Consider the following 26,285-nt stretch of genomic DNA (forward strand, 5'->3'; position numbering starts at 1 on the left):
ATGAGGCGGTCCGGATACTGGTAACGAGAGCCTGTCGATACTGGTACTCGCAGCACCTGGCACCGGCGCCACACAGCGGACAAGCTGGTGGCCGTGACGATGACGCAGTCCCATGCCCTTCCGGCCGCGGCGGTCCGTAACGTACGCCCGGCGCCGGCGGGCTCGACGACGGCCGGCTCGCGGACGACGGCCGGCCCGCGGGACGGGCGGCGCCGGCCGGAGCTGGCCTCGTTCCTGCGCAGTCGGCGGGAGCGCATCACCCCCGACGAGGTCGGCATGCCGCCGGGGCCCCGCCGCCGCACGCCGGGCCTGCGCCGGGAGGAGGTCGCCCAGCTCGCGGGCGTGGGCGTCACCTGGTACACCTGGCTGGAGCAGGGCCGTCCGATCAACGCCAGCCCGCAGGTGCTGGACGCGGTGGCGCGCACGCTGCGGCTCGACGCCGCCGAGCGCGAGCACCTCTACCGCCTGGCCGACACGCCCGGGCCGCAGCCCGCCACCGACGAGGCGCCGGCTCTGCCGCGGGACATGCGGACCATCCTCGACAGCCTGGACCCGCTGCCCGCGTGCCTGGTCAACGCGCGTTCCGATGTGCTGAGCTGGAACGCCGCCTATGCCGCGCTGTTCCCCATCCTCGTGAACGCCTCCGCCGCCGCGCGGAACTCGATCTGGTTCGCGTTCACGACCCCGCGCTGCTGCAACCCGCTGGTGAACCTGGACGAGCAGGCACCCGAACATGTCGCGATCTTCCGGTACCGGTACAGCCAGCACATGGGAGACCCGGGCTGGCAGGAGTTCGTCCAGCGGCTGTGCGCGGCGAGCGCCGAGTTCGCCCGGCTGTGGGCGACGCACGACGTGGCCCCGCCGCGGCCCTGCGACAAGGTGTTCCACTATCCGGCGGTCGGGGACATCGCGACCCGCTCCACGAACCTGGACCTCACAGCCCTGCCCGGCACCCGGATGGTCATCTACACCCCGGTCGACGACGAGAGCCGGGCCAACATCGCCTGGCTCCGCGACCACCCCGAGGCGACTGTCCCGGACCACCAGCACTGATCCCGCCCGCCGCACCGCCCGCCGGCCACGGCCCGGCAGGATGGCGGGCGGCGCTCCTCAGGCGGCGGCGAGGGCGGCGGGCGCGGGGCGCAGCGTCGCGCCCGTATCGGCGTCGAACAGGTGGAGCCGGTCCGCCGCGGCGTACAGCCGGAGCCGCCCGGCGGCGGTGACGTCGGTCCGCGGGCTCAGCGCGGCGGTGAAACGGGACGTCCCCGGACGACCGCCGGGCGCGCGCCCGGATTCATCACCGGCCTCCTGGCCGGGTTCCCGGCCGGTGAGCTCGTCGTCGCCGGCGGCGAGCGCGATCGCCGCCCGCGCCGCGCTCCCGGTGAGGGCACCCGTCACCATCTCGCCGTGGGCGAGGGTCTCGGTGCCGAGCCGCTCCACAAGGTCGACGTCGACGTCGAGGATCAGGGCTGGTCCCGGCGGCGGTTCGGTCTGGACGTCATGCGGCCGCACGCCGACGATCACCTCGGTGCCGGCCGACGGGGTGAGCCCGGCGGCGACGTCCACTGGCAGCACGAGGGTCTGGTCGCCGACCCGCAGCGCGACGGCATGATCCTCTGAGACCAGCCGGCCGGGGACGAGGTTGGCGGGCGGGCTGCCGATGAACGCGGCGACGAAGACGTTCGCCGGGCGGTTGAACAGGTCATCGGGCGTGCCGACCTGCTGCAGCCGCCCGTCGTGCAGGACGGCGACCCGGTCGGCCATCGTCATCGCCTCGGTCTGGTCGTGGGTCACGTAGAGCGTGGTGGTGCCCAGCGAGCGCTGGATGCGAGCGATCTCCGCGCGGACCCGCACCCGCAGCTTGGCGTCCAGGTTCGACAGCGGCTCGTCCATCAGGAACGCCCGCGGCTGACGGACGAGCGCACGCCCCATCGCGACACGCTGGCGCTGGCCGCCGGACAGCGCCCGCGGCCGCCGGTCGAGGAGCTCGGTCAGGCCGAGCGTCTCGGCCGCGGCGGCCACCCTGCTGTCGCGTTCCCGCCGGTCGACCCCGGCGAGCTTCAGGCCGAACTCCATGTTGCGACGCACGGTCATGTGCGGGTACAGGGCGTAGCTCTGGAAGACCATCGCGAGGTCACGGTCGGCCGGCGCCACCCGGGTGACGTCCCGGCCGCCGACGAGGACCTGGCCCGCGGTGGGCGCGAGCAGGCCGGCGACGATCCGCAGCGCCGTCGTCTTGCCGCTGCCGGAGGGACCGACGAGGACGAGGAACTCGCCGTCCCCGATCACGAGGCTGAGGTTGTCGAGTATCGGCCGGACATCGTAGGTGAGCGTGACGTCGCGGAACTCGATCGTGGACATGGGGCTCCCTCTTCCCTGCGGCACCTGTGCCGGACGTGTCAGCCGCCCCGACGTGCGGAATTCCGGGCGCGGAATTCCGGACGCGTCGGACGGGGGTGCGTGCGGCGCCCGACCGGCCGTGGTGGGCATTCGGGAGAGGGAGTTCCCGATGCCCGCGTCATGGCGCCGTCCGGCCAGGTTCGCATGATCCGCGCCGGCCGTCCAGACCCTCATCCGGGACGCTTTTCGACTCCTTTACGGAGTCCGCCGAACACTCTTCGGAGTCTATTTATCCGAGGGTCATCAACCCTTGACAGTCCCGTCATGTCCGTTCACAGTTTCGAAGCCATGAGAGCGCTCACACGCGATCAGCGCGGTGGGTGTGAAGCCAGAGGGAGGGCTTCATGAGGGCACGACGAGGTCGCCACGCGGCCATGGCCGGGACGGCCGTCCTGGCCATGGCGTTACTGACCAGCGCCTGCGGTGACGACGGAGGGAAGACCAAGCTCACCATCAACACGTTCGGCGTCTTCGGCTACACGGATCTGTACCGGGAGTTCGAGGCGAGCCACCCCGACATCGAGATCGTCGAGACCGTCAGCGAGTACAACGACCACCACAACAACCTGGTCAACCACCTCGCGGCCGGGTCCGGAGCCGCCGACGTCGAGGCGGTCGACGAAGGCTTCATGGCGCAGTTGAAGGCCGCTCCGGAGCAGTTCGTCAACCTGCTCGACCTGGGAGCGGGCGACCGGCAGGCCGACTATCCCGAGTTCAAGTGGGCCGGGTCGCTGTCGGCCGACGGGAAGACCCAGATCGGCCTGGGAACCGACGTCGGCGGGCTCGCGATGTGCTACCGCACCGACCTGTTCGCCGCCGCCGGGCTGCCGACCGACCCGGCAGCGGTCAGCGCGCTCTGGCCGAGCTGGGACGACTACTTCAAGACCGGGCGCACCTTCACCGCGAAGAACACCGGCCCGAAGTTCTTCGACGCCGGCACCAACATCTACAACGCGCAGGTCTTCCAGCTCGACGAGAGCTACTACGCCACCGGCACACCCGACTTGATCGTCGGTTCGAATCCGCAGGTCAAAGCCGCCTTCGACGCGACCGCGCAGGCCATCGCAGACGGCCAGTCCGCCGGGCTGGTCGCGTTCGAGGACGAATGGGTGACCGCGATGAAGGCGGGCACCTTCGCGACGATCACCTGCCCGGCCTGGATGCAGGGCTACATCAAGGAGAACGCGCCGGACACGGCCGGCAAGTGGAACATCGCCGCCATCCCGGGCGGGAGCGGCAACTGGGGCGGCTCCTGGCTGACCATCCCGGCGCAGAGCGATCACCAGGACCTGGCCTACGAGCTGGTCTCGTTCCTGACCGCCCCGGCACAGCAGACCCGCATCTTCGCCGAGACGGGAAACTTCCCCTCCAGCCTCGGGGCGATCAGGGATCCCGCGGTGCAGTCGTTCACCAACCCGTTCTTCGACGACGCCCCCACCGGCCGGATCTTCGGTGAATCGGCGATCAAGCTCGCGCCGCAGTACCAGGGCGCGAAGCACGGCGCCGTACGGCAGGCGATGGAGCACGGAATCCAGCGCATCGAGCAGGAGGACCAGGCCCCCGACGCCGCGTTCCGGGAATCGGTCGACGAAGCGGAACGCGCGGCCCGCTGAGCGCGGCAGGAGGGAGATCCGGCGATGACGATCGCAACCCCGGCGCCCGCGGCCGACCCCGCCCCACCCCGGCGGCGGACGCCGGGGGGCGACCGCACCCCACACACCGCACGCTCCGTGCTGCGGCGGGTGGCAAGCGCGGCGGTTCCCTACGGGCTCATCGCGCCGTTCTTCGCGATATTCGCGGCCTTCGGCCTTTTCCCGATGCTGTACACCGCCTGGATCTCGCTCACCGACCGGGACATGCTCCACCCCGGCGCCGAGCGGTTCGTCGGGCTACGGAACTACGCTGACCTGCTCTCCGACGACTTCTTCTGGAACGCGGTCGGCAACACCTTCCTGCTGATGGCGATGTCGTCGGTTCCCCAGCTGGCGCTGGCGCTGATACTCGCGCACATCCTCAACGCGAGGCTGCGCGGGCGGACCCTGTTCCGGATGGGCGTGCTGCTGCCCAACATCACGTCCATCGTCGCGGTGACAATCGTGTTCAGCCAGATCTTCGGCCGCCAGTTCGGCCTCGTCACCTGGCTACTGGACGAGGTCGGCCTGGACCCGGTCAACTGGCAGGCCGGCGAGTGGACGTCGAAGATAGCCATCTCGTCGATGGTCATCTGGCGGTGGACCGGCTACAACGCGCTCATCTATCTGGCCGCGATGCAGGCGATCCCGAAGGAGCATTTCGAGGCCGCGGCGATGGACGGCGCCGGAACCTGGCGGCAGCTCTGGCACATCACACTGCCCGCGCTGCGGCCGACCATCGCCTTCACCGCGCTGGTCTCCGTCATCGGCCAGATCCAGCTCTTCACCGAGCCGCTGCTGTTCGACACCTCGCCGGGCAGCGTCTCCGGCGGCAACAGCCACCAGTTCCAGACCCTGGCCCTCCTGCTCTACGAGGAGAGCTTCCGACTGCACAACTTCGGCTACGGCTCCGCCATCGCCTGGGTGATGTTCCTGGTGACCGTGGTGTTCGCCGCGCTCGCCTACCTCGTCACCCGCGGCGGCTCCCGGCTGAAAGGGGGTTCCCGGTGACCGCCTTCTCCCGCACCCCGGGCGAACGCTCCGGCCCGCTGCGCTATCCGTTCCTGCTCCTGGCCCTGTTCGTCTCCGCGTTCCCGGTGTACTGGACGTTCATGATCCCGTCCCGGACGAACGACGCGGTCGGGCAGCTGCCGCCACCCTTCCTGCCCGGCGGGCACTTCTTCGAGAACGCCGCCCGGGTGTTCGACACGGTGAACTTCGGCAAGGCCCTGCTGAACTCCCTCATCGTCGCGGGGTCGATCACCGTCAGCACGCTGTTGTTCTGTTCGGCGGCCGGCTTCGCGTTCGCGAAGCTGACCTTCCGCGGCCACGGCGCGCTGCTGCTCACCGTGATCGCCACCATGATGGTCCCGATGCAGCTCGGGATCATCCCGCTCTACCTCGAGATGCAGGAGCTCGGCTGGGCGAACCATCTCGTCGCGGTGATCCTGCCTACCGCGGTGACCGCGTTCGGAGTCGTGTTCATGCGGCAGAACGTCATCCAGGCCGTGCCGGACGAGCTGCTCGACGCCGGGCGCATGGATGGCTGCGGCACGCTGCGGCTGTACTGGCACGTCGCGCTGCCGGCGCTGCGCCCCGGCCTGGCCGTGCTCGGCCTGCTCACGTTCATGCAGGCCTGGAACGACTTCATGTGGCCGCTGATCGTCCTGAACTCGGAGAACCCGACCGTCCAGGTCGCCCTCAGCACGCTGGCCGCGGGCCACTACCGGGACAACACCCTCGTCCTCGCCGGCACCGCGCTCGGCACGCTCCCCGTCCTCGTCGTATTCGCCCTGTTCGGCCGCCAGATCATCGGCGGAATCATGGAAGGCGCGGTGAAAGGTTGACTACCAGCCCCGTCCCGGCGACGGACACGACAGCGGCCACCGGAGTACCGGCGCCCGAAGCGTCGCCGGGAGCCGACGAGCTCGCGGCCCGGATCGCGACCGGCCTGCCCACCGGATTCGTGTGGGGTGCCGCCACCTCCGCGTACCAGATCGAGGGCGGCGCCCGGGAGGGCGGCCGCGGGCCGTCGATCTGGGACGTCTTCGCCCGCACCCCCGGCATGACCGAGAACGGCGAGAACGGCGACGTCGCCGCCGACCACCTGCACCGCTACCGCGAGGACGTCGCCCTCATGGCCGGCCTCGGCCTGGGCGCGTACCGGTTCTCGGTCGCCTGGCCGAGGATCGTCCCGGCCGGGTCGGGGGCCGTGAACCCCGACGGGCTGGCCTTCTACGACCGGCTCGTCGACGAGCTCCTCGCCGCCGGGATCGACCCGTGGCTGACGCTCTACCACTGGGATCTGCCACAGCCGCTGCAGGACGCCGGCGGCTGGCCGAACCGCGACACGGCGCTGCGCTTCGCCGACTACACCGAGCACGTCGTCAGCGCACTCGGCGACCGGGTCCGGCACTGGTCGACCCTGAACGAGCCCTGGTGCTCGGCCTTCGAGGGACACCTGACCGGGCGGCACGCCCCCGGGGTGCGGGACGCCGGGGCCGCCGTCCGGGCCGTCCACCACCTGCTGCTGGCCCACGGTCTCGGCACGGCCGTGCTGCGGGCGCACGGCGCGGCGGACGTCGGCATCACCCTCAACCTGATTCCGGCGGAACCGCCGCCGGACGCCGCCGGGGCGGGCGACACCCGGGGGGGCGACACCGGGGCGGGCGACGCCGTGCGGCTCGTCGACGGGCAGCAGATCCGGCTCTGGCTCGATCCCGTCCTGCACGGCACGTACCCGTCCGACGTGATCGCCGACTTCGCCCGGGCCGGCGCCGAGCTGCCCGCCCAGGACGGTGATCTCGCCGTCATCGCGCAGCCGGTGGACTGGATCGGGGTGAACTACTACGCGCCGCACATCGTCGCGCCCGGGCCGGACCCCTCCCCGAAACCGACCCCCTTCGCCGGCGCGGGGAACGTCACGAGGGTGCCCACGAACGAGGACGTGACGGCGCTGGGCTGGCCGGTCCGGCCACGCAGCTTCCTGGCCCTGCTGCGCCGGCTCGGCGCGGACTATCCGGGGGTCCCGTTCTACATCCACGAGAACGGCGCGGCCTACGACGACGAGGTGTCCCCGGACGGGACGGTGCACGACCCGCTGCGGGTGCGTTACCTGGCGGGTCACCTCGACGCCGTCCGGCAGGCGTCCGAGGACGGGGTCGACGTTCGGGGATACTTCGTGTGGTCGTTGCTGGACAATTTCGAGTGGGCCGAGGGGTACCGGATGAGGTTCGGCATCGTGCACGTCGACTTCGAGTCCCTGGTGCGCACGCCGAAGTCCAGCGGGCTGTGGTACTCGCGGCTGATCCGGGAGCACCGCGCGGCAAGCGGGACGCGGTGACGCCGGAACCACCGGCCCGGACCCGCCAGGCGCCGACCCTGGAGGCCGTCGCCGAGCTGGCGGGGGTGTCACGGGCGACGGTCTCCCGGGTGGTGAACGGGTCGCTCCGTGTCTCCCCCGCGGCGCACGCCGCGGTCACCAGGGCGATCGCCGAGCTCGGCTACGTGCCGAACCAGGCCGCCCGCAGCCTGGTGACCAGGCGGACGGACACGATCGTGCTGATCGTGCACGAGCGGCCCGACACGGTGTTCGCCGACCCGTTCTTCGCCAGCGTGCTGCGCGGAGTGAACCAGGCGCTGAGCGTCACCCAGCTCCAGCTCGTCCTGTTACAGGTGCAGGGTGACCGGCAGCGCGACCGGGCGCTGCGCTACGTCGGCAACGGCCACGTCGACGGAGTGCTCCTGATCTCCCTGCACGGGGACGACATCATGCCGATGTCGGTCTCGGGCGCCGGGGTCCCGCTGGTGATGGCGGGACGGCTGCTCACCGGCGACCCGGTCGACTCGGTCGACTCGGTCGACGCCGACAACGTGGGCGGCGCCCGGCAGGCCGTGCGCCATCTCGTCGCGACGGGCCGCCGCGAGCTGGCGACCGTCGCCGGGCCGGTGGACATGAGCGTGGGCGTCGACCGCCTGGCCGGCTACGCGCAGGCGGCCCGCGACGCGGGCCTGCCGGCCTCGGCCACCCGGGTCGAGACCGGCGACTTCACCGAGGCCAGCGGCCAGGCGGCGGCGGCCCGGCTGCTGGCGGAGCACCCGACGATCGACGCGGTGTTCGCCGCCTCCGACCTGATGGCCCTCGGCGTGCTGCGCGCGCTGCGGGCCGCCGGGCGGCGGGTTCCCGACGACGTCGCCGTCGTCGGCTTCGACGACGCGGCGCCGGCGGTCTACGCGGACCCGCCGCTGACGACCGTCCGCCAGCCGGTGGAGCGGCTCGGCGCGGAGATGGTGCACCAGCTCCTGCGGCGCATCGCCGATCCCACCGGCGACGCGGCGTCGGTGATCCTGCCGACGGAGCTGGTGATCCGTTCGTCAGCCTGAGCCGGTTCCCCGCTGGGGACAACAGGCGGGTCGGGAACGGGTTGTCCACAGGCGCGAACTCGCGTCACCCTCGTCCCGTGCGGCCTTCTACAGTGGCGCGGTGACCTCGCCCTCGGTTCGCGTCCCGCGTGACGCCGTGGAAGTGCTCCGCCGCGTCTTCGGCTACGAGTCCTTCCGCGACGGCCAGCAGGAGATCATCGATCACGTCGTCGGTGGTGGCGACGCGCTGGTCCTCATGCCGACCGGCGGCGGCAAGTCGCTGTGCTACCAGATCCCGGCGCTCGTCCGGCCCGGCACCGGCGTCGTCATCTCCCCGCTCATCGCGCTGATGCAGGACCAGGTCGACGCGTTGCTGGCGCTCGGGGTCCGGGCGGGGTTCCTCAACTCCACCCAGCAGGCCGACGAGCGCCGCGCGGTGGAGTCCGCGTTCCTCGCCGGCGAGCTCGACCTGCTCTACCTGGCCCCCGAGCGGCTGCGGGTACGCGCGACGATCGAGCTCCTCGACCAGGGCGAGATCGCGCTGTTCGCGATCGACGAGGCGCACTGCGTCGCGCAGTGGGGGCACGACTTCCGGCCCGACTACCTCCTGCTCTCCGAGCTGCACCAGCACTGGCCGCAGGTGCCGCGCGTCGCACTGACCGCCACCGCCACCCCGGCGACCCACCAGGAGATCACGAACCGGCTCGGGCTGGGAAACGCCCGCCATTTCGTCGCCGACTTCGACCGGCCGAACATCCAGTACCGCATCGTGCCGAAGAACGACCCGAAGGCACAGCTGTTGGAGCTCCTGCGCACCGAGCATCCCGGCGACGCGGGCATCGTGTACTGCCTGTCCCGGGCGTCGGTCGAGAAGATCGCGGAGTTCCTGGTGTCGAACGGGATCGCCGCGCTGCCCTACCACGCCGGCCTCGAAGCACGCACCCGCGCCGAGCACCAGGCCCGTTTCCTCCGTGAGGACGGCCTGGTCATGGTCGCCACGATCGCCTTCGGGATGGGCATCGACAAGCCGGACGTCCGCTTCGTCGCCCACCTCGACCTACCGAAGTCGGTGGAGGGCTATTACCAGGAGACCGGCCGCGCCGGCCGGGACGGGCTGCGTTCCACCGCCTGGCTCGCGTACGGCCTGCAGGACGTGGTCCAGCAGCGCCGGCTCATCGACGCCTCCGACGGCGACGCCACGCACCGCCGGCGGCTCAACTCCCACCTCGACGCGATGCTCGCACTGTGCGAGACCATCGAGTGCCGCCGGGTCGGCCTGCTGGCGTACTTCGGGCAGCAGGGGTCGAGCGCCTGCGGCAACTGCGACGCCTGCCTACACCCGCAGCAGTCCTGGGAGGCGACCGTGCCCGCCCAGAAGCTGCTGTCGACGGTGCTGCGCCTGCACCGGGAACGCCGGCAGAAGTTCGGCGCCGGCCACGTCGTCGACATCCTGCTGGGCCGGCGCACACCCAAGGTCGACCAGCACGGCCACGACTCGCTGACGGTCTTCGGCATCGGCACCGAGCTCAGCGAGGCCGAGTGGCGTGGCGTGGTCCGCCAGCTCCTGGCCCAGGGGCTGCTGGCCGTCGAGGGTGAGCACGGAACGCTCGTCCTCACCGACGCGAGCGCGGACGTCCTGCGCGGGCAGCGGACGGTCTCCATGCGGCGCGAACCGAAGCGACCGGCGAAGGCCACCGGCTCCTCGGCGACGAAGGCACGCCGGGCCGAGCCGGTCGAACTGTCCGCGGAGGCGGCGCCGCTGTTCGAACGGCTGCGCGCCTGGCGGGGCGCCACCGCCAAGGAACAGGGCGTTCCCGCCTACGTGATCTTCCATGACGCCACGCTGCGCGAGATCGCCACCCGCGCGCCCTCCTCGCTCGCCGAGCTCGCGACGGTGAACGGCGTCGGCGAGAACAAACTGGCCAAGTACGGCGAGCAGATCCTCCCGCTGTGCAACGACACCCCGATTAAAGCCACGGATGATGACTGAACATATCCAGTTCACAATATGCGGAGAGTCGAGCGAAATAGTAGCGCCAAAGATCCGCGACGGAGGACTCTAGCGGCTCCGGGAGTTCCTGATGCTTCAGGTCGACTACCGTTCCGTCCGCCCCACCAGCCCAGGTGATGCGCACCGTGGCCGGCGCCGACAGCATGGGCTCGAACCGAGGGAAAGGATCGTCCTCGGATGGCGGGGTCATCCTGAGGTACTGCCACGACGTAGTTACGGATGACACGTCGAAAATGGCCTCTCCTACCAGGTAGAGACCGTAGGGTGCAAGATTCGTGCGCCAGTCGTCGTGGTTTTCCACGCTACCCGAGATACCCAGCCAGCCGGGCCAGAACCAGGAGTTTCCCAGCACGCAGGCCACGATTTCCGGTTGCGCCCTCGTTGCCGTCCACAGCTCGATCTGACCTTTACTGGAGACCGTGGTTCCGACACCGGACTGAAGGAGCCCCATCAGCTCGTAGAAGGCGTTGCGGGCCGAGCGATCGATCGCCTCGTCGAGTTTCGCCACAGGAATCTCACCGCGAAACGACCTGCCAGTGAGGTCAGATTTCCGCAGCGTCTCCGGGGGTGCCTCCGGCGCCTCCCAGATCGCAATAAGATAACGCTCGCGCTGATCACCGGATTCCGCGTCGGCACCGTTCCGCGCCTTGTCCCGCGCCTGGGCCGCGACCCTGATCCGGTAAGATCCCGGCCCCTCGACAGCGAGGTCCGGACTGTCTGGGATCATGCCGCCCATGAGGGTGCCGACCTCCAGCGGACCCTGATGCAGGCGAAAGCTCACCTCGGAGACCTCGGTCCACTCCGCGGCCGGAAGCCCCGGCTCCCTGTTGTGCAGCTCGACCTGGACGGAAACAGGTCCGTAGGTGGTTCCCGTGAATATTTTCAGGGCGACCTTTCCGGCCACCACCAGCCCGTCACCGACTCCTTCGGGAATTACCTCGTCACCCTCCAGATCATTCTGACTGTAGATGAGGAACTGATGGTGGTCAGCAGTGACCGCGAACTCGCTCCGCCGCATGCCGAAATCCTAGCAAAATGAGTTGCCAACAGCGGTACGCGGGCGAAACCAGAACAGCTATGAGATCCGACTGCGCGCAACGGATTGTCCACCGCCGCCCGGGGGCAGTTGTCCGCGCGGGCCGCGGTCGTCCGGCTGACCAGCCCGGGGCTGGCCGCCGGGTGTCACCTGTTCGACGCCGCCGTGAGCCTTCGGGTCGAGGGCATCGGGCGTCCCGTCGGACTCGGCACCGCCTCCCGGGTCGCACTCGACGTCGTGGACCGAGGATCCGCGTTCCCTCCCGCGGCACGCGGGCGCCACGAAACCAGGGATCGAACGGCGATACGGGCGCCCGGTACCCCGATGGTGCGTGAATGCCGTTCACGCACTTTCGTCGGCGGGGCGCCGGCGGCCTTGGTCTGGTCTATTTCGCCAGGCTTCTCGGAGCGGCACAGAAATTCTCGTGCGTCGCTGCCGGACCGCCCCCGCACGGCCGGGCAGAATAACGGAGCGAAGCTCCATGATAGAAAGCGGGGACAACGTGGCAACGGTTACCGACGGCGTTTACCGGATTAGCCTGGACGACCATCACCTTCTCACTGCTGAGGGCCGCGATCGCAGCGTTATTCTGCCCGAAAACGGACGCGGTCAGGAATGGGAGGTCCGACGCACGGACAATGACAAGTACACGATCCGGCAGACGTCCGCGCCGCTCTTCCTCGGTTTCGACGGCGACCCTGACACATTCGAGCTGGTGCGCCCGTTCCCGGAGCCTCGCGAGTGGCGGATCGAGGAGGGCCCCAGGCCGGGCTCCTTCGTCATCGGAGCCGTGGACAGCGACCTGACCGTCGGGCTGCACCCGGCGCTCATCTATCCACCGATGGTGGCGCTCTCGCCCATCTTCCGCCAGGACCAGGGGTGGAGGTTCCAGACGGTCAACTAGCCGGCCCGGCCCGGCATCGGTCGGCAGCTCGGCCGGCCGGCCCCGTGCGCGCGCCCGGACCCGGCGCGTGCGCACGGGGCGGCCTCGACGGATGACCCCAGGTCGTTTTGATCCACATCGCAGGTTCACCGGGAACCGCGGCGGGCGGCGGGCAGGCGGGACGCGCCGACGTGGTCGTCGAGCCAGCCGGTCAGCCGGCGCGTCTCCCGCCAGCCCGCCGCCACGTGCTCGGCGCACTCCGGCTCGGCCAGCCACGGCGGCTCACCGAAGTCACGGGCCGCCGTGAGGGTCCGATGGCGCAGCAGCTCGATGCGTGGATGATCCGCGTCGTAGCCCCGCGGCCGGGTCTTGAGCGTCGTGCCCGACACCTCGTACCCCGCCTCCCGCAGCTCGCGCACCAGCGCCTCGAGCCGCGGCCCCGTCCGGTCGTCGGCGACCGCGGCTCGCAACCGCTCCACCTGGTCTGGCGCGGTCTGCCAGTAGCCGGCCGCGATCATCAGCCCGCGGGCGGAGACCTGGACGTAGCCACCCCGCTCGTTGTGGGCGCCGATGGCGGTCTTGTAGGGCGACTTGTCCTTCGAGAATCGGACGTCCCTGTGCGGACGGAAAACGTGCGGTGCGCCGAACTCCGGTTCGAGGGCGTCGAGCAGGGCGATCATCGGGGCCCGGACGGCCTTCTCGTAGGTGTCGCGATGATCCGTCCAGTACGCCTTGCTGTTGTCGGCCTCGAGGCCCTCGAAGAAGATCAACGCTTCGACGGGGAAGCCTGTGAACTCGGGCATCGGCGCTCCTGGGCCGCGAACCGGCGGGACGCGCGCATCCTACGGCGGCCCACCGACAGCGCGGCCGGACAGCGCGGCCGGCCCGCGCCGGGCCCCGGCGGCATCGCCATACCCCAACAGAGACCGATCGAGACCGACAGGTCGGGGCAATTGTCAAAGAATTGTCCAAGGTCAGGAGCCTGCGCACCCAGGACGGTGGGCGTTGGAAGACATCGGTCGTGGTCAAACGAGCACATCACGCGCCGGCTTGAATGAACCGAAAACAACGACACGCGGCATCCGGGCCGAGGCGCGCCGGCCGCGATGGGCACAGGTTGGACGCAAACCGGGGCGTCTGATTGCATAGCTCCCCGACGGGGGTTGGCAGAAGCGGGTGGAACCCGTACCCGACGAGAGCATGTGAGACGCGATGACGACGCGGGCACGAGACCTGCTCAACCGATCCCGCGCGCTCCTGGGTGGCTCCCGCGGCATAGCGGCCCAGCTGCGGGGTGGTGATCTCCCGACCCCCCTGCCCCGGCCGGAGCAGCCGGCCCCCGCCGGCCTCGTCAGGCGCCCCGCGGCCCATGGCGGAAGGTCCGCGCACGAGCCGTGGGTTCGGCCGGGAATCCCCGCGGCGGACGCCGGGGTGACGCGACCGGCCCGCCGCGGCGGCACCGGCATCAGCACCAGCGCCGCGGACCAGTCGGCCCACGCCATGCGGGCCGAGACGTCCCCGGCGGCCTCCCCGGCCAACGGGTCGGCCGTGACGGCGCCGCCCGCGGCCGAGGCGCTCTCCGCGATCTGCGCGGACGTGGCGCTGCGCGACCTCAACCTGGTCGACTCCCTGCTCTCGCAGCTCGAGGACATGGAGGCCAAGGAGGAGGACACCGACCGCCTCGCCGAGCTGTACCGGCTGGACCACCTCGCCACCCGGCTGCGCCGCAACGCCGAGAACCTGCGGGTGCTCGCGGGCCGTGACGCCGGTGACGCCTCGTCCGACACGGCCGCGCTGGTCGACGTCGTGCGCGCGGCGATGTCGTCCATCGACCACTACTCGCGGGTCACGATCGGCCGGGTGGTCCCGCTCGGTGTGGTCGGCTTCGCCGCCGAGGACGTCGGACGGCTGCTGGCAGAGCTGCTGGACAACGCGACCAAGTCGTCTCCCCCGACCGCGCCGGTACGGGTCGGCGTGCACCTCACGGAGCTGGGCAGCGCGCTGCTGCGGGTCGAGGACGAGGGCATCGGGCTCCCGCCGGACCGGCTGCGGCAGCTCAACGAGCGGCTGGCCGGCGATCCCGTCCTGGACGACGACGCGGTGCGCCACATGGGCCTGGCCGTGGTGCGCCGGCTCGCGATTCGCCACGACCTGCGGATCTGGCTCGATCGCCGCCACCCCCACGGGACGACCGCCTCGGTGCTCATCCCCTCCGCCCTGATCTGTGAACTGCCCGAGGGCAGCTGGTCGGGTACGCAGACCGTGGCGGTCCGCGGCGGCGACCCCGCCGCGCCGGGTCCGTCCGCGCGTCCCGCCGCGCGCGACGGTCAGCCGCGGGCGGACGTCCAGGGCCGGGGGCCGGGCGTGAAACGGTCCGGCAACGGAGCGGGCCACGTACGCGAATCCACGCTGTTCACCCGCGCGGGCAGCGCGTCGGCCAGGCCGGCGCCAGCGCCGGCGCCGGCGCCAGCGCCGAGCAAGGATGCGGCGACTCCAGCCACACCCCCCACGGCGGACTCCCTGATCGGCGGCACGACCGCGAGCGGTCTCCCCCGCCGGGTGTCGCGCAGCCTCAAGAACCCCGCCGGCGACGGCGCGCGCCCACCCGCTGCCACGGCACCCACAGCCACCATGCCCGTGGCAGCCGCCGTGCCCGCCGCGGCTCCCGCGCCGTCGACACCGACACCGACACCCGCCGCGGCGTCCACGGAAGACCAGGAAGACGCGACAGGCGCGGAAGGCGTCCCTCCTCCCGCGGAGGAGGGCGAATCGACGGCCACACAGGCGCTTTCGGCCCGGGCCGCGGACCACGCGAGACTACTCGCGGATCTCGACGCCTTCAGCGAAGGCGAACGGATCGCCCACGTACACCAGCGAGGGGACTGAGGACACATCCGTGACGGATCAGACCAATCGCCAGCCGGACCACGACTTCAGCTGGCTGATCAATGACTTCGTCGGCAAGGTCCACGGCGTCACCCATGCCCTGATCCTCTCGTCCGACGGCCTGTCGCTCACCGCGTCCGACGGGGTGAGCTCGGCGGAGCGGGACCAGCTGGCGGCGATAGCCAGCGCGATGCTCAGCCTTGCCCGCAACAGCGCGACGCTGTTCGACCGCGGAACCTGCGAGCAGATCATCGTGCGGCTCAGCGGCGGCTACTTCCTGTTCATGAGCATCGACGAGGGAGCGGGACTCGCCGTGCTGACCGGACCGGACTGCGACATGAAGGTGGTCGGCTACGAGATGACGCAGTTCGTACTGCACGCCGGCCACGCGCTCACCCCGGACCGGCGCGCGGACCTGCGCCGTGTCCTGGTCGGACGCCAGGTACCGAGCTGAGCCGGGCCAACACGGCGGATCACCGCACGGATGATCCGCCGCGGCGAACCAACGCACCGGACCAGGACGGGTGACGGACCAGAATCGTGAAGAGCATGCCTGAAGACTCCGCACAGAACGGACGGCCGAGGCGTGGCCCGCGCAGCAAGCGGATCCGCCCCTACGCCCTCACCGGGGGCCGGACGAGGGCCCGCCATCACCTGCTCGTCGAGACGCTGGTCTCGGTGCCGAGCTACGACCCGACGCTCAGCGAGACGCTGATGCCCGAGTCCAAGGCGCTGTACGAACGCGCCCGGGGGCAGCTGTCCATCGCCGAGCTCTCGGTGATGCTGTCGATCCCGCTCGGGGTGGTCCGCGTCCTGATCAGCGATCTGGCCGCGCAGGGAGCGATCCTCATCCACCCCACGGCCCACACCTACCACCACGATCGAAACGTGCTCGAAAGGATTCTCAGTGGCCTGCGGGAGCTCCCGGTCTGACGCACCTCCGGACCCGGACGGCGGTGCGGGGTGGACATGATCCCGACCGACGCCGACGGACTTGACCCCGCCACGGCGATCTCCGCGAAGATCGTGATCGCGGGCGGGTTCGGAGTGGGGAAGACGACGCTGGTCAGGTCGATCTCGGAGGTGCCTCCGCTCAACACGGAGGCGTGGATGACCGAGGCCAGCGAAGGCATCGACGACCTGTCGATGAGCGGTGCGAAGAGCACGACGACGGTCGCGATGGACTTCGGCCGGATCTCGCTGTTCCCGGATCTGGTGCTGTACCTGTTCGGCACCCCGGGCCAGCCCCGTTTCTGGTTTCTCTGGGACGACCTGTCCCGCGGCGCGCTGGGCGCGGTCGTTCTCGTCGACAGCCGCCGCCTCGACCAGTCCTTCGCCGCGCTGAACTACTTCGAGAACGATTCGACGGTCCCGTACATCGTCGCCGTCAATCGTTTCGAGGGAAAGCTGTGGCACGACGTCGACGAGGTCCGGGAGGCGCTCGCGCTGCGCCCGGACATCCCGCTCGTCACCTGCGACGCCCGCGAGACGGCCTCGACGGCCCAGGTGCTGCGGGATCTGGTTGTTCACACGATGTCACTGGCCCAGGTCCCGGAACCCAGGAGGACACGGACGCATGCGTAAGATCCTGATCGTCGGCGCGGGCCAGTCGGGCCTGCAGCTGGCCCTGACCCTGCGCGAGCACGACTACGACGTGACGGTGATGTCCGCGCGCTCCCCCGAGGAGATCCGCCGGGGCCGGGTCATGTCGACCCAGGCGATGTTCCACAGCGCGCTGCAGACCGAGCGCGACCACGGGCTCAACCTCTGGGAGGCCGACACCGTCCGCATCGAGGGCCTCGGGCTGTCCATTGCGGGGCCGGACGGCAGCCGGCCTCTCGACTGGTTCGCCCCGCTGGACCACTACGCGCAGTCGGTCGACCAGCGGGTCAAGATGGCCGGCTGGGCCGAGCTGTTCGAGGAGCGCGGCGGCAAGCTCATCCTGCACGGTGTCACCACGGCCGACCTGAACGGGCTCGCCGAGCTCTACGACCTCGTCGTGGTCGCCGCCGGCAAGGGCGAGCTGGTCGGCCTGTTCGACCGCGACGCCGCCCGCTCGCCGTACACCTCACCCCAGCGCGCGCTGTCGCTCGCGTACGTGCACGGCCTGGCGCCCAGGCCGGAGCATCCCACCGCGCCGGGCGTGCGATTCAACATCATCCCCGGCGTCGGCGAGCTGTTCATGATCCCGGCCTACACGCTGAGCGGGAACTGCGACATCCTCTTCTTCGAGGGCATCCCGGGCGGTCCGCTGGACTGCTGGGACGACCACCCGAAGCCCGACGAGCACCTGCGCCGCATCCTGGACCTCATCGAGCGGTTCCTGCCCTGGGAGTACGAGCGCTGCGCGAAGGTCGAGCTCACCGACGCCCACGCGACCCTCTCCGGCGGGTACACGCCCGTCGTGCGGCGGCCGGTGGGCAACCTGCCGTCGGGCGGGGCGGTGCTCGGGATGGCCGACGTCGTCGTGGCGAACGACCCGATCACCGGCCAGGGCTCGAACAACGCCGCGAAGTGCGCCGCCTCCTACCTGGACAGCATTCTCGAGCACGGTGCCAAGCCGTTCGACCAGGCGTGGATGCAGGCCGCCTTCGACCGCTACTGGGCGAGCGCGCAGGACGTCACGGTCTGGACGAACGCCCTGCTGCAGCCCCCGCCGCCGCACGTGCAGCAGATCCTCGGCGCCGCGCAGGCGAACCCCACGGTCGCCCGGCGGTTCGTGAACGGCTTCGACAATCCGTCGGACTTCCAGGACTGGTTCCTCGACCCGGAGAAGGCGGCGGCCTACCTGGCCTCCGCCTGAGCCCGCGGGGAGACCCGCCGGGGCTGGCTCCGGCCGGCCCCGGCGCTGTCAGCTGTCAGCGATGCTGAACGATCTGGATGAGGTTCCCGCAGGTGTCGTCGAGGACGGCGGTGGTGACCGGCCCCATCTCCAACGGCTCCTGGGTGAAGCGGACTCCGAGGGCGCGCAGGCGGCCGACCTCGGCGTGGACGTCGTCGACGGCGAACGCCGTGTACGGGATGCCGTCGGCGACGAGCGCGTCCTTGAACGGGCGGGCGGCGGGGTGCGCGTCCGGCTCCAGCAGCAGCTCGACGCCTTCGGGGCCGTCCGGGGAGACGACCGTGAGCCAGCGGTGCTCGCCCAACGGCACCTCGGTCTTCTTCACGAAGCCGAGTACCTCGGTATAGAAGCGCAGCGCCTTGTCCTGGTCGTCGACCAGGACGCTGGTCAGGTTGATCCTCATCGCCGCTCCCCGACTGTCAGAGGTTGATCATGTGGCCGGCGAGGCCGTGGATCGCCTCCTGCAACGCCTCGCTCAGCGTCGGGTGGGTGTGCACGTTGCGGGCGAGCTCGAGCGCGGTGAGGTCCCATTTCTGGGCCAGCGTCAGCTCGGGCAGCAGCTCGGAGACGTCCGGGCCGATCAGGTGGCCACCGAGCAGCTCGCCGTACTTCGTGTCGGAGATCAGCTTGACGAAGCCGTTCGGGTCGCCCAGGCCGTGGGCCTTGCCGTTCGCGGTGAACGGGAACTTGGCCACCTTGATGTCATGGCCCTCCTCCCGCGCCTGCGCCTCGGTGAGACCGAAGCTGGCCACCTGCGGCTGGCAGAACGTGGCCCGCGGCATCATCCGATAGTCACCGAGCGTCACCGTCTCCGCACCGGCAATGGTCTCGGACGCGACGACGCCCTGTGCCTCGGCGACATGTGCCAGCATGAGCTTCGCCGTCACGTCGCCGATGGCGTAGATGTGCTCGACGTTGGTGCGCATGTGGTCGTCGATCGCGATCGCGCCGCGGTCGGTGAGCGCCACGCCGGTGTTCTCCAGGCCGAAGCCCTCGACGTTGGGCGCGAACCCGATGGACATGAGGACCTTGTCCACCTCGAGCGAGCCCCGGGCGCCGTCCTTGCCGGTGTACTCGACGGTCACCGAGGAGCCGTTGTCCGTCACCGTCTCGACCTTGGTCGAGGTCAGGATCGGCACGCCGAGCTTCTTGTACTGGCGGACGATCTCCTTGGAGACGTCGGCGTCCTCGTTCGGCAGCGCGCGGTCGAGGAACTCGATGATCGTGACGTCCACGCCGTAGTTGCGCAGGACGTAGGCGAACTCCATGCCGATCGCCCCGGCGCCGACGATCGCCATCGACCGCGGCAGCTCGCGGGTGAGGATCTGCGTCTCGTAGGTGACGATGTTGTCGGAGAGCTCGACGCCGGGCAGCAGCCGGACCCGGGAACCCGTCGCGATGATCGCGTGGTCGAAGCTCACCTGGTCGGTGCCGCCGGCGGAGAGCGCGACGTCCAGGGTGTTCGGGTCACGGAAGGTACCGCGGCCGGTGAACTCGGTGATCTTGTTCTTCTTCATCAGGAAGTGCACGCCCTTGACGCGCCCCTCGGCGACCTGGCGGCTGCGGTCGAAGGCGGCGCCGAAGTCGAAGCTCACCTCGCCGGAGATACCGAAGGTCTTCGCCTCGTGGGCGAACAGGTGCGCGAGCTCGGCGTTGCGCAGCAACGCCTTCGAGGGGATGCACCCGACGTTCAGGCAGACGCCGCCCCAGTACTTCTCCTCGACGACCGCGACCGACAGCCCGAGCTGGGCCGCCCGGATCGCCGCGACGTAGCCGCCAGGACCTCCACCTAGGACGACGAGATCAAAGTGCGCTGCCATAGGTCCACCCTACGATCAGTCAGGACGCCGATTCGCGGCGCGGTGCGGAGACTTCAACCACGCATGCTGCCAGCGTCATTCCGCCTCGCCCACAGGTGGGCGCGCCAGGCCGGCCGGCCATGTCCGGCACTCCCCGTGCCGCGGCGGCGGATGCGCGCCGGAGCAGTAGGTGCGCACAGAGCGGACGGACGTTTTCCAGGATCACACGGATGCCACCGGTGCCGCGGATTTCGGCCCGGCGGTCACCGGCCGCCCGCGTGGCTCAGCCGGGCACCGCGCGCAGCGGGGATCGTCCAACCCGGAGCCGGTCCAGGGCGGCGGCGGTCGGTGCGTCCGCCGGTAGTTGCACGACGAGTCGCAGGTCGTCGTCGGTGGGCAGCTCCAGCGTCTCGAAGGCCAGTCGCAGCTCGCCCGCCTCGGGATGGGCGAGGCGGGTGACGCCGCTGGCCGCGGGCAGGCCCGGCACCGAGGCGACGCGCCCGGCGAAGGCCGCGCCGGCGGTGACGGTCAGCTCGTCGGCGAGCGCCGCGACGAAACGGTCCGCCAGGAAGGGGCCCTGCTTGAGTGCGGCCACCTGGTCGTCCGCGACCTGGCCCCAGTCGGGCCAGGCCCGGCGCGCCCGCTCGTCGGTGAAGACGAAGCGGGCCAGGTTCGGCACGGCGCCGGAGCGCGGGGAGCCGTCCAGCAGGCCGATCGGACGGGCGAGCCGCTCGTAGGCCGGGGTGTGGGCGAGCACGTCGCTCACCCGGTTGAGCAGCACCGCGGCGGCCGGTTCGAGGTGCGCCAACAGCGCCCGCACGGTCGGGCGCACCGCACGGGCCGGCGCCGCGCCCACCCCGCAGGTGAATCCGCCCTCGGCTCCCTTGCTGAGCCGGTGCAGGTGGACCCGCTCGCGCGGGGTGAGGCGCAGCGTGTCGGCGAGGGTGGCCAGCACCGCGGCGGAGGGCCGGCGATCACGGCCCTGCTCGAGGCGCGTCACGTACTCCACGCTGACACCGGCGAGCGTCGCCAGCTCGGAGCGGCGCAGCCCGGGGGTGCGCCGGCGGGGGCCGACCGGCAGGCCGACGTCCGACGGGTGGACGGCCTCCCGCCGGGCCCGCAGGAAGAGACCCAGTTCGTTGCCGGCCATGGTTACGACCGTAACCCACCGCGACGGACGGATCGTGGCCCTCTCACTACCAGCCTCCGGCCGGCCTTCCCGGCACCGGCCGCGGCGCGCCACCGTGGGCGGCATGCCCGAAGACACCCTCAACCTCGCTGTGATCATCGGAAGCGTCCGGGAGGGCCGGTTCGGCCCGGTGGTCGCACGGTGGTTCGTCGAGCAGGCCGAAGCGCACGGCGGATTCGCCGTCGACCTGATCGACCTCGCCGACACCCCGCTCCCGCTCGCGCTGCCGGCGGTGCCGCCGGCGCTCGCGCCGGACCTCGCCCGTCCCCCCGCCATGGCGGAGCTGAGCCGGCGGGTCGCGGCGGCGGACGCCTACGTCGTCGTGACGCCCGACTACAACCGCAGCTATCCGGCGTCGCTCAAGGCGGCCATCGACTGGTACCACCTGGAGTGGCGGGCCAAGGCGATCGGGTTCGTCGGGTACAGCGGGGCCAGCGGCGGCCTGCTCGCCATCGAGCACCTGCGGCAGGTGTTCGGCGAGCTGCACGCGCACACCGTGCGCCACTACGTCTCGTTCCCGCGGTACTACCAGCTGTTCGACGCCGCCGGGACGCTCACCGACCCGCAGGAGCCCGCCGAGGCCGCGAAGATCCTGCTGGACGAGCTCCAGTGGTGGGGCGAGGTCCTGCGCGACGCCCGGCTGACGCGGCCACTCGGGCTGGTTCCCGCGGCTCGCTCGTAGCCGCGGGCATGTCAGCGCAGCTCGTCGGTGACCCAGCTGACCGCGGCGGACGGCGTGGCCACGACCCGGGCCTGCCGGGGCAGCGGCGGCCGGTCGACCATCACGACCGGCAGCCGGAGCCGGCGCGCGGCCACCAGCTTGGCCGCCGTCAGCGAGCCGCCGCTGTCCTTGGTGACGACGGTGTCGACCTCGTGGCGGCGCAGCAGCGCGGTCTCCGCATCCACGGTGAAGGGGCCGCGGTCGAGCAGGACGCGCAGCCGTCGCGGGACCGGCCCCGGCGGCGGTTCGACGGATCGCGCCAGGAACCAGTGGTCGAGCCCGGCGAAGGCGGCGACCCCGGAACGGCCCACAGTGAGGAACACCCGGCGACCGCGCCGCTCTCCGGGCTCGCCCGGTTCACCGAGTTCACCGGGATCGCTGGGATCGCTGGGATCGCTGGGCCCGCCGGGGCGGCCAGCGGCGAGCAGCGCGGCCGCCGCGGGCAGCGACGGCACCCGCCGCCAGTCGTCGCCGTCGCTCTCCGTCCAGCCGGGACGGCGCACCACCAGCAGCGGCACGCCGGTCGCGGCGCATGCGGCGACCGCCGCCGCCGTGATCCGCGCCGCGAAGGGATGGGTCGCGTCGACCACCGCGGCCACGTCATGTTCCCGCAGGAACTCGACCAGGCCGTCCGGGCCACCGAACCCACCGCTGCGGACGGTGGCCCCCGCCGGCACCGTCGACACTGTCGGGGGCCACAGCCGGCCGGCGAGGGAGTAGACCACGTCGAGATCCGCGCGGTCGGCGAGGGCGGCGGCGAGCCGCCGGGCCTCGGCGGTCCCGCCCAACAGCAGCACGCGCCGGGTCATCGGCCGGCACCCGGCCGGCGTGCCCCGAGTGCTCGGTAGGGACCGGCCGGCTGCACAGCGCCAGTCTCCCCCATCCGCCCGTCTCATCAGCTCCGCTCCGCCCCATCAGCTCCGCCTCGTCTCGTCCGCTCCGTTCTGCAGGCCGTTCTTCACGGCCGCGCCTCCTCCCTTCCTCCCGGGTCGCCCGGTCGTCTTTCCCTGGTATTCGATCTCGCCTCTGCTGTCTCTCCGTGTGGTTCCTGGTGCCGTGCGCATCCGGGCATGCGCGAGGTCGCGCCGTCCAGCTTGGCGGGCTCGCGGGTTCTCACCCATCTGGGCGATGCGGCGGGCCGTCGGACGCGCGGCCGGGTGCCGTCCGGATACCGACCAGGTGCCGACCGGTGGGCGCCGCTGCGGCCATCCGGCACCCGCCGCTTCGACTCCGTGCAGGTCATGGGACTGAAAGCCGTCGAACCGCGGCCGTCAAGTAGGCCGTAACGCGATCCACACGAGCGCACGGTCACACCCCGACCGGACCCAGACCACCCGCCCGAACAGGCGGTTGGCACGGTAGCCACCCATAAGATGCACGTGACTGCCTTAAACCCATTTCTTACGACATGGTCGTTCTTCCGACATGGTCGATTCGATTTGGGCGCGGCCCCGGGAGGGGGACGATGAGCGACACTCCGCAGAGCGCGGTCGGGGTGGGTCCAGGCGAGCCGGCAGCGCCCGCCAGTCGGATCGAACCCGTGCGCGATGCGGTGTTTACCCCGCTGACGCCGCACGATCCACACAGCGTGAGCCGATATCTGCTGCGAGCCCGGATCGGCGAAGGCGGCATGGGCGCGGTGTACCTGTCGTACACCCCCGGCGGACGTCCGATCGCCCTCAAGGTGGCCCGCCCGGAACTCGCGGCGGACCCCGACTTCCGCAGCCGGTTCTCGAAAGAGGTCGCGATCGCGCGGCGGGTCCAGGGGCCCTACACCGTTCCTGTGATCGACGCTGATCCCGAGGCCCTGCGCCCGTGGATCGCCACAGCCTATGTCGCCGCCCCCTCGCTGGCGGTCGCCGTGGTGCGCCAGGGCGCGCTCCCGTCGGCGACCGTGCTGATGCTGATCGCGGGCGTGGCCGAGGCACTGCAGTCCATACACCGGGCGGGTGTGATCCACCGCGACCTGAAGCCCGGCAACGTCATCCTGGCCGACGACGGGCCGCGCGTCATTGATTTCGGTGTGGCCCGCGCCATCGAGACATCGACCGCGGCCATGACCCAAACGGGTGTACGCATAGGAACACCCGCATTCATGTCACCGGAACAGGTCCGAGGAAAGCAGATCGACGCCGCGGGCGATGTCTTCGCACTCGGCTCGACCGCCTATTACGCCCTGACCGGACGTCCCCCGTTCGGGTCAGATGCCGCGGTGTTCCACCGCATCGAGCACCAACAGCCCGACTGGGACCACTGCCCGGACAACGTGCGGGAGGTACTCGCCCGTTGCCTCGCGAAGGACCCGGCGGAGCGGCCGACGTCCACGCAGGTCATCGAGCTGTGCCGATCCGCGATCACCGACGACCTGTACCTGCAGACCGGCGGCGGATGGCTGCCGCCCACGGTCGCGGCCGAGGTCACCCGGTACCGGATCTCCACGGTGCCCTCGCCGACCGCGAGCATGTCGGCGGTCCCGCCACCCACGTTCCAGTCGGCGCCGACGGGCGCGCCCGACGCGATGGACGCGCTGGGCACGCCGTTCCCGAGCGAGCCGAGCGACAACGTCGCCGCCCCCCACTCGGCGTCGTCCTACTCGTCGGCGTCGATCACCCACATCGCGCGTGCCCCTCATCCGCCCCATGCGCTCAACGCGGGGAACTCCCCGCGGGCCCTCAACGCGGCCCGCCAGCCACGGGCCCTGTGCGCACCCCGCGTCCCCCGCGCGATCGGGGCGGCGAGCGTCGCCGCCGGCGGCGGCGCGGCCGGCGGCGCACAAGCCCTGGCCGGCCCACCGGCCGGTGGCTCCGGTGGCCTCGGCGGCCCTGGTAGCCCTGGCGGTGCCGGTGGTCCTGGCGGCCCTGGTAGCCGTCGCGGCGCCGGTGGCCCTGAGTCATCCGGCGCACCCGGCTCGCCGGGCGCGGCCGGTGCGTCCGACGAGCCCGGGAGGCTCGACGCCGCGGGTGCCGCGGCCGGTTACGACACCTCCGGTGGACTCGGAACGCCCGCCCCCAGTCCCGAGGACGGCGCGGGTATGCCGGAGTCCGTCGCGAACGGGATGAACGGTGCGCAGGCCGCGTTCGGGTCGTCCGCGGTTCGCGGCGCCCTCGCGGCCGCCGGCCCCTCCGCCCCCGCGAACGCTCCGGCTCAGCCATCCGGCAGATCCACACCGGACGGCCCTGCCGAGCCGAGCGCTCCCGCGGGGCCGGGCAAGGCCACCGGATCTCCGGGCACCGGCTCCTCCGGCCCGGCGGGTTCCCCCAGGCTCACGGACTCCCGGGGGCCCGGGCCCGAGCCCGCGGGCTCCGGCGGACTCACGGGTTCCTGCGGTTCCGGCGGTTCCGCGGCGCCGGGCGGATCCGCGCCCCGGGCCGCCGCGGGCTCAGCTTTCCCTGGTTTGGCCCCGTCGCCGGGTTCCGCCGGGGGCGCCGGCGCCCCCGGCCCAGCCGGGACCACCGACTCATCCGGCCCGGCCGCCCCAGGCGAGCAGGCCACGCCGCGGAACGCACAGGACTCCCAGGACTCCCAGGACTCCCAGAACGCTCGGGACTCCGGGGGCGAGCGGGGTGCCGGGGGCGCGTCCGGGTCAGCCGGGTCGGACGGGCCACGGCAGGCCGGTGACCCCGCGTCCCCGTCCGACTCGGGCGACGGCGACCCGTCCGGGGCCCGCCGCCGCGGCCGCCGTCGGCGTCGCCGCCTGGTGACCGTCGTGCTGGCCCTGCTCGTCACCGTCAGCGCGGTGTTCTTCTGGCTGGCCTCCAAGCCGGCTGGCGGCGAGCCCGTCGCGCTCGTGGTCACCCCGTCGCAGGACGTCGGTACGGACGGTCCGGGCTCCCCCGAAGCGTCGCCGGGCGCCATCCGCCGGGAGTCGAGGACGACGCCGAGGGCTGCCGAAGCCTCGCCCACGGCCACGCCGACGCCGACCGCGGCCCCCGCCCCGAAGCCGGCGACCGGCGAGACCCCGCGGGCGGCACCCGTCGCCCCGCGGGTCTCCCCCACGCCCACTCAGCGGCTCAGCTGCCCCGCCAAACCCGCCACCAGGGCCAACGGTGACGGGACCGGTGTCCTGATCAACGCGAGCGTCCTGCGAGAGGGCCCGGCGGACACCTGCGGAGCGGTCGTGACGCTCGTGCGGGGCCGGAAGTTCTGGCTGTGGTGCAACGTCGTGACGAAGACCAACGACACGTGGTGGTGGGCACGCCTCGACGGGACCGAGACCTACGGCTGGGTCCGGGACGACGACATGAAGGTCGACTACACGGACGACGACGGCGACGGCGAGGTCCTCGTCTACAGCTGCGACGGCAAGGTCACCAAGAAGTAGGCCGGACGGGATCCGCGAGGTCAGCGGCCGCCGGGCGGCGCCCCGATGCCGGAGACCCGGGCCCCAGGACCTCCGCCACCAGCAGCGCGACGTCGTCGGTGAGCGCCGAGCCCGTCCACTCCCGGACCCGGGCGACAAGATCACCCAAGCAGTTGTCGAGGGTGGCGGGCCGGGCCGGGCCAGCGCCGCGCCCACGGCCGGTAA

The 26,285-nt window shown here is 71.6% G+C and carries 23 protein-coding genes; 15 read left to right on the forward strand and 8 right to left on the reverse strand.

The genetic code is table 11. From position 1 onward, the window contains the following. Positions 1-99: 99 nt before the first annotated feature. On the forward strand, positions 100-1,053 hold the full coding sequence (locus tag AC559T_RS07735; protein WP_498868284.1) for a helix-turn-helix transcriptional regulator: 954 nt from the start codon (positions 100-102) through the stop codon (positions 1,051-1,053). A 57-nt stretch (positions 1,054-1,110) separates the two neighbouring features. On the opposite strand, the gene AC559T_RS07740 is transcribed toward AC559T_RS07735, so the two are convergent. Continuing rightward, positions 1,111-2,361, reverse strand: coding sequence for an ABC transporter ATP-binding protein (locus AC559T_RS07740; protein ID WP_498868258.1), 1,251 nt, complete (start codon positions 2,359-2,361; stop codon positions 1,111-1,113). Positions 2,362-2,744: 383 nt separating this feature from the next. On the opposite strand from AC559T_RS07740, the gene AC559T_RS07745 reads away from it, so the two are divergent. The 6 genes from AC559T_RS07745 (at position 2,745) to recQ (ending at position 10,383) form a co-directional block, all read left to right on the forward strand. Beyond that, positions 2,745-4,013 carry an ABC transporter substrate-binding protein gene (locus tag AC559T_RS07745; RefSeq protein WP_498868259.1) on the forward strand — a complete coding sequence of 423 codons (1,269 nt, stop codon included), beginning with the start codon at positions 2,745-2,747 and terminating at the stop codon, positions 4,011-4,013. 24 nt (positions 4,014-4,037) lie between these two features. Next, a complete protein-coding gene (locus AC559T_RS07750) occupies positions 4,038-5,042 on the forward strand; it encodes a carbohydrate ABC transporter permease (protein WP_071062079.1) in 1,005 nt (334 codons plus the stop codon). Further along, positions 5,039-5,878, forward strand: a complete 840-nt coding sequence (locus AC559T_RS07755) for a carbohydrate ABC transporter permease (RefSeq protein ID WP_131625811.1) — start codon at positions 5,039-5,041, stop codon at positions 5,876-5,878. The genes AC559T_RS07750 and AC559T_RS07755 overlap by 4 nt, the downstream gene beginning before the upstream one ends. Beyond that, on the forward strand, positions 5,875-7,374 hold the full coding sequence (locus tag AC559T_RS07760) for a GH1 family beta-glucosidase (protein ID WP_498868260.1): 1,500 nt from the start codon (positions 5,875-5,877) through the stop codon (positions 7,372-7,374). Before AC559T_RS07755 ends, AC559T_RS07760 begins: the two co-directional genes overlap by 4 nt. Beyond that, positions 7,371-8,414: a LacI family DNA-binding transcriptional regulator gene (locus AC559T_RS07765; RefSeq protein ID WP_498868261.1), complete on the forward strand. Its 1,044-nt coding sequence runs from the start codon at positions 7,371-7,373 to the stop codon at positions 8,412-8,414. The genes AC559T_RS07760 and AC559T_RS07765 overlap by 4 nt, the downstream gene beginning before the upstream one ends. Before the next feature lie 100 nt (positions 8,415-8,514). Further along, on the forward strand, positions 8,515-10,383 hold the full coding sequence (recQ, locus tag AC559T_RS07770; protein WP_498868262.1) for a DNA helicase RecQ: 1,869 nt from the start codon (positions 8,515-8,517) through the stop codon (positions 10,381-10,383). Here recQ and AC559T_RS07775 read toward each other — a convergent pair. Continuing rightward, complete coding sequence (locus AC559T_RS07775) at positions 10,361-11,422, reverse strand: hypothetical protein (RefSeq protein ID WP_498868263.1); 1,062 nt, start codon at positions 11,420-11,422, stop codon at positions 10,361-10,363. The genes recQ and AC559T_RS07775 overlap by 23 nt on opposite strands. 499 nt (positions 11,423-11,921) lie before the next feature. Here AC559T_RS07775 and AC559T_RS07780 point away from each other — a divergent pair, with 499 nt between their 5' ends. After that, positions 11,922-12,344: a ricin-type beta-trefoil lectin domain protein gene (locus tag AC559T_RS07780; RefSeq protein WP_498868264.1), complete on the forward strand. Its 423-nt coding sequence runs from the start codon at positions 11,922-11,924 to the stop codon at positions 12,342-12,344. Between the two features lie 125 nt (positions 12,345-12,469). Here AC559T_RS07780 and AC559T_RS07785 read toward each other — a convergent pair whose 3' ends face one another. Then, positions 12,470-13,126, reverse strand: a complete 657-nt coding sequence (locus AC559T_RS07785) for a DUF2461 domain-containing protein (RefSeq protein ID WP_498868265.1) — start codon at positions 13,124-13,126, stop codon at positions 12,470-12,472. 409 nt (positions 13,127-13,535) lie between these two features. Here AC559T_RS07785 and AC559T_RS07790 point away from each other — a divergent pair, with 409 nt between their 5' ends. The 5 genes from AC559T_RS07790 (at position 13,536) to AC559T_RS07810 (ending at position 18,012) form a co-directional block, all read left to right on the forward strand. Then, positions 13,536-15,209, forward strand: a complete 1,674-nt coding sequence (locus AC559T_RS07790; protein WP_498868266.1) for a sensor histidine kinase — start codon at positions 13,536-13,538, stop codon at positions 15,207-15,209. Positions 15,210-15,219: 10 nt separating this feature from the next. Then, positions 15,220-15,663, forward strand: coding sequence for a roadblock/LC7 domain-containing protein (locus tag AC559T_RS07795; RefSeq protein WP_020462934.1), 444 nt, complete (start codon positions 15,220-15,222; stop codon positions 15,661-15,663). Positions 15,664-15,758: 95 nt separating this feature from the next. Beyond that, positions 15,759-16,142 carry a DUF742 domain-containing protein gene (locus AC559T_RS07800; protein WP_112108239.1) on the forward strand — a complete coding sequence of 128 codons (384 nt, stop codon included), beginning with the start codon at positions 15,759-15,761 and terminating at the stop codon, positions 16,140-16,142. A gap of 36 nt (positions 16,143-16,178) precedes the next feature. Beyond that, entirely contained in the window at positions 16,179-16,793 is a 615-nt protein-coding gene (locus AC559T_RS07805) for a GTP-binding protein (protein WP_071062173.1), read from the forward strand. Beyond that, the gene (locus AC559T_RS07810; protein WP_071062055.1) at positions 16,786-18,012 is read left to right on the forward strand and encodes a styrene monooxygenase/indole monooxygenase family protein; all 1,227 of its coding nucleotides are present in this window, start codon (positions 16,786-16,788) and stop codon (positions 18,010-18,012) included. Before AC559T_RS07805 ends, AC559T_RS07810 begins: the two co-directional genes overlap by 8 nt. Before the next feature lie 55 nt (positions 18,013-18,067). Here AC559T_RS07810 and AC559T_RS07815 read toward each other — a convergent pair whose 3' ends face one another. The 3 genes from AC559T_RS07815 to AC559T_RS07825 all read right to left on the reverse strand — a co-directional run bounded on the left by AC559T_RS07815 (position 18,068) and on the right by AC559T_RS07825 (position 21,000). Next, positions 18,068-18,454: a VOC family protein gene (locus tag AC559T_RS07815; protein WP_112108235.1), complete on the reverse strand. Its 387-nt coding sequence runs from the start codon at positions 18,452-18,454 to the stop codon at positions 18,068-18,070. Between the two features lie 16 nt (positions 18,455-18,470). Then, complete coding sequence (lpdA, locus tag AC559T_RS07820) at positions 18,471-19,871, reverse strand: dihydrolipoyl dehydrogenase (RefSeq protein WP_071062052.1); 1,401 nt, start codon at positions 19,869-19,871, stop codon at positions 18,471-18,473. Between the two features lie 262 nt (positions 19,872-20,133). Then, positions 20,134-21,000 (reverse strand): helix-turn-helix domain-containing protein, encoded by an 867-nt coding sequence (locus AC559T_RS07825; protein ID WP_498868267.1) that lies wholly within the window; start codon positions 20,998-21,000, stop codon positions 20,134-20,136. Between the two features lie 103 nt (positions 21,001-21,103). Here AC559T_RS07825 and AC559T_RS07830 point away from each other — a divergent pair, with 103 nt between their 5' ends. Next, entirely contained in the window at positions 21,104-21,721 is a 618-nt protein-coding gene (locus AC559T_RS07830; protein ID WP_131625813.1) for an NADPH-dependent FMN reductase, read from the forward strand. Positions 21,722-21,732: 11 nt separating this feature from the next. On the opposite strand, the gene AC559T_RS07835 is transcribed toward AC559T_RS07830, so the two are convergent. After that, positions 21,733-22,569, reverse strand: coding sequence for a cobalt-precorrin-6A reductase (locus AC559T_RS07835; protein ID WP_498868268.1), 837 nt, complete (start codon positions 22,567-22,569; stop codon positions 21,733-21,735). Between the two features lie 656 nt (positions 22,570-23,225). On the opposite strand from AC559T_RS07835, the gene AC559T_RS07840 reads away from it, so the two are divergent. Continuing rightward, positions 23,226-26,081 carry a serine/threonine-protein kinase gene (locus AC559T_RS07840; RefSeq protein WP_498868269.1) on the forward strand — a complete coding sequence of 952 codons (2,856 nt, stop codon included), beginning with the start codon at positions 23,226-23,228 and terminating at the stop codon, positions 26,079-26,081. On the opposite strand, the gene AC559T_RS07845 is transcribed toward AC559T_RS07840, so the two are convergent. After that, positions 26,068-26,229: a hypothetical protein gene (locus tag AC559T_RS07845; RefSeq protein ID WP_498868270.1), complete on the reverse strand. Its 162-nt coding sequence runs from the start codon at positions 26,227-26,229 to the stop codon at positions 26,068-26,070. The two genes, AC559T_RS07840 and AC559T_RS07845, sit on opposite strands and share 14 nt — an antisense overlap. Between the last annotated feature and the right edge of the window lie 56 nt (positions 26,230-26,285).

The organism is Frankia sp. Hr75.2 (assembly GCF_949319125.1).
GTDB classification, from domain to species: Bacteria; Actinomycetota; Actinomycetes; order Frankiales; family Frankiaceae; genus Parafrankia; species Parafrankia soli.

Coding starts and splice junctions, on each gene's coding strand:
- lpdA (WP_071062052.1), bottom strand. CDS start 19,871: ATGGCAGCGCACTTTGATCTCGTCGTCCTAGGTGGAGGTCCTGGCGGC.
- AC559T_RS07830 (WP_131625813.1), top strand. CDS start 21,104: ATGCCCGAAGACACCCTCAACCTCGCTGTGATCATCGGAAGCGTCCGG.
- AC559T_RS07840 (WP_498868269.1), top strand. CDS start 23,226: ATGAGCGACACTCCGCAGAGCGCGGTCGGGGTGGGTCCAGGCGAGCCG.
- AC559T_RS07825 (WP_498868267.1), bottom strand. CDS start 21,000: ATGGCCGGCAACGAACTGGGTCTCTTCCTGCGGGCCCGGCGGGAGGCC.
- AC559T_RS07790 (WP_498868266.1), top strand. CDS start 13,536: ATGACGACGCGGGCACGAGACCTGCTCAACCGATCCCGCGCGCTCCTG.
- AC559T_RS07775 (WP_498868263.1), bottom strand. CDS start 11,422: ATGCGGCGGAGCGAGTTCGCGGTCACTGCTGACCACCATCAGTTCCTC.
- AC559T_RS07815 (WP_112108235.1), bottom strand. CDS start 18,454: ATGAGGATCAACCTGACCAGCGTCCTGGTCGACGACCAGGACAAGGCG.
- AC559T_RS07745 (WP_498868259.1), top strand. CDS start 2,745: ATGAGGGCACGACGAGGTCGCCACGCGGCCATGGCCGGGACGGCCGTC.
- AC559T_RS07800 (WP_112108239.1), top strand. CDS start 15,759: ATGCCTGAAGACTCCGCACAGAACGGACGGCCGAGGCGTGGCCCGCGC.
- AC559T_RS07740 (WP_498868258.1), bottom strand. CDS start 2,361: ATGTCCACGATCGAGTTCCGCGACGTCACGCTCACCTACGATGTCCGG.
- AC559T_RS07735 (WP_498868284.1), top strand. CDS start 100: ATGACGCAGTCCCATGCCCTTCCGGCCGCGGCGGTCCGTAACGTACGC.
- AC559T_RS07810 (WP_071062055.1), top strand. CDS start 16,786: ATGCGTAAGATCCTGATCGTCGGCGCGGGCCAGTCGGGCCTGCAGCTG.
- AC559T_RS07835 (WP_498868268.1), bottom strand. CDS start 22,569: ATGACCCGGCGCGTGCTGCTGTTGGGCGGGACCGCCGAGGCCCGGCGG.
- AC559T_RS07780 (WP_498868264.1), top strand. CDS start 11,922: ATGATAGAAAGCGGGGACAACGTGGCAACGGTTACCGACGGCGTTTAC.
- AC559T_RS07805 (WP_071062173.1), top strand. CDS start 16,179: ATGATCCCGACCGACGCCGACGGACTTGACCCCGCCACGGCGATCTCC.
- AC559T_RS07750 (WP_071062079.1), top strand. CDS start 4,038: ATGACGATCGCAACCCCGGCGCCCGCGGCCGACCCCGCCCCACCCCGG.
- AC559T_RS07785 (WP_498868265.1), bottom strand. CDS start 13,126: ATGCCCGAGTTCACAGGCTTCCCCGTCGAAGCGTTGATCTTCTTCGAG.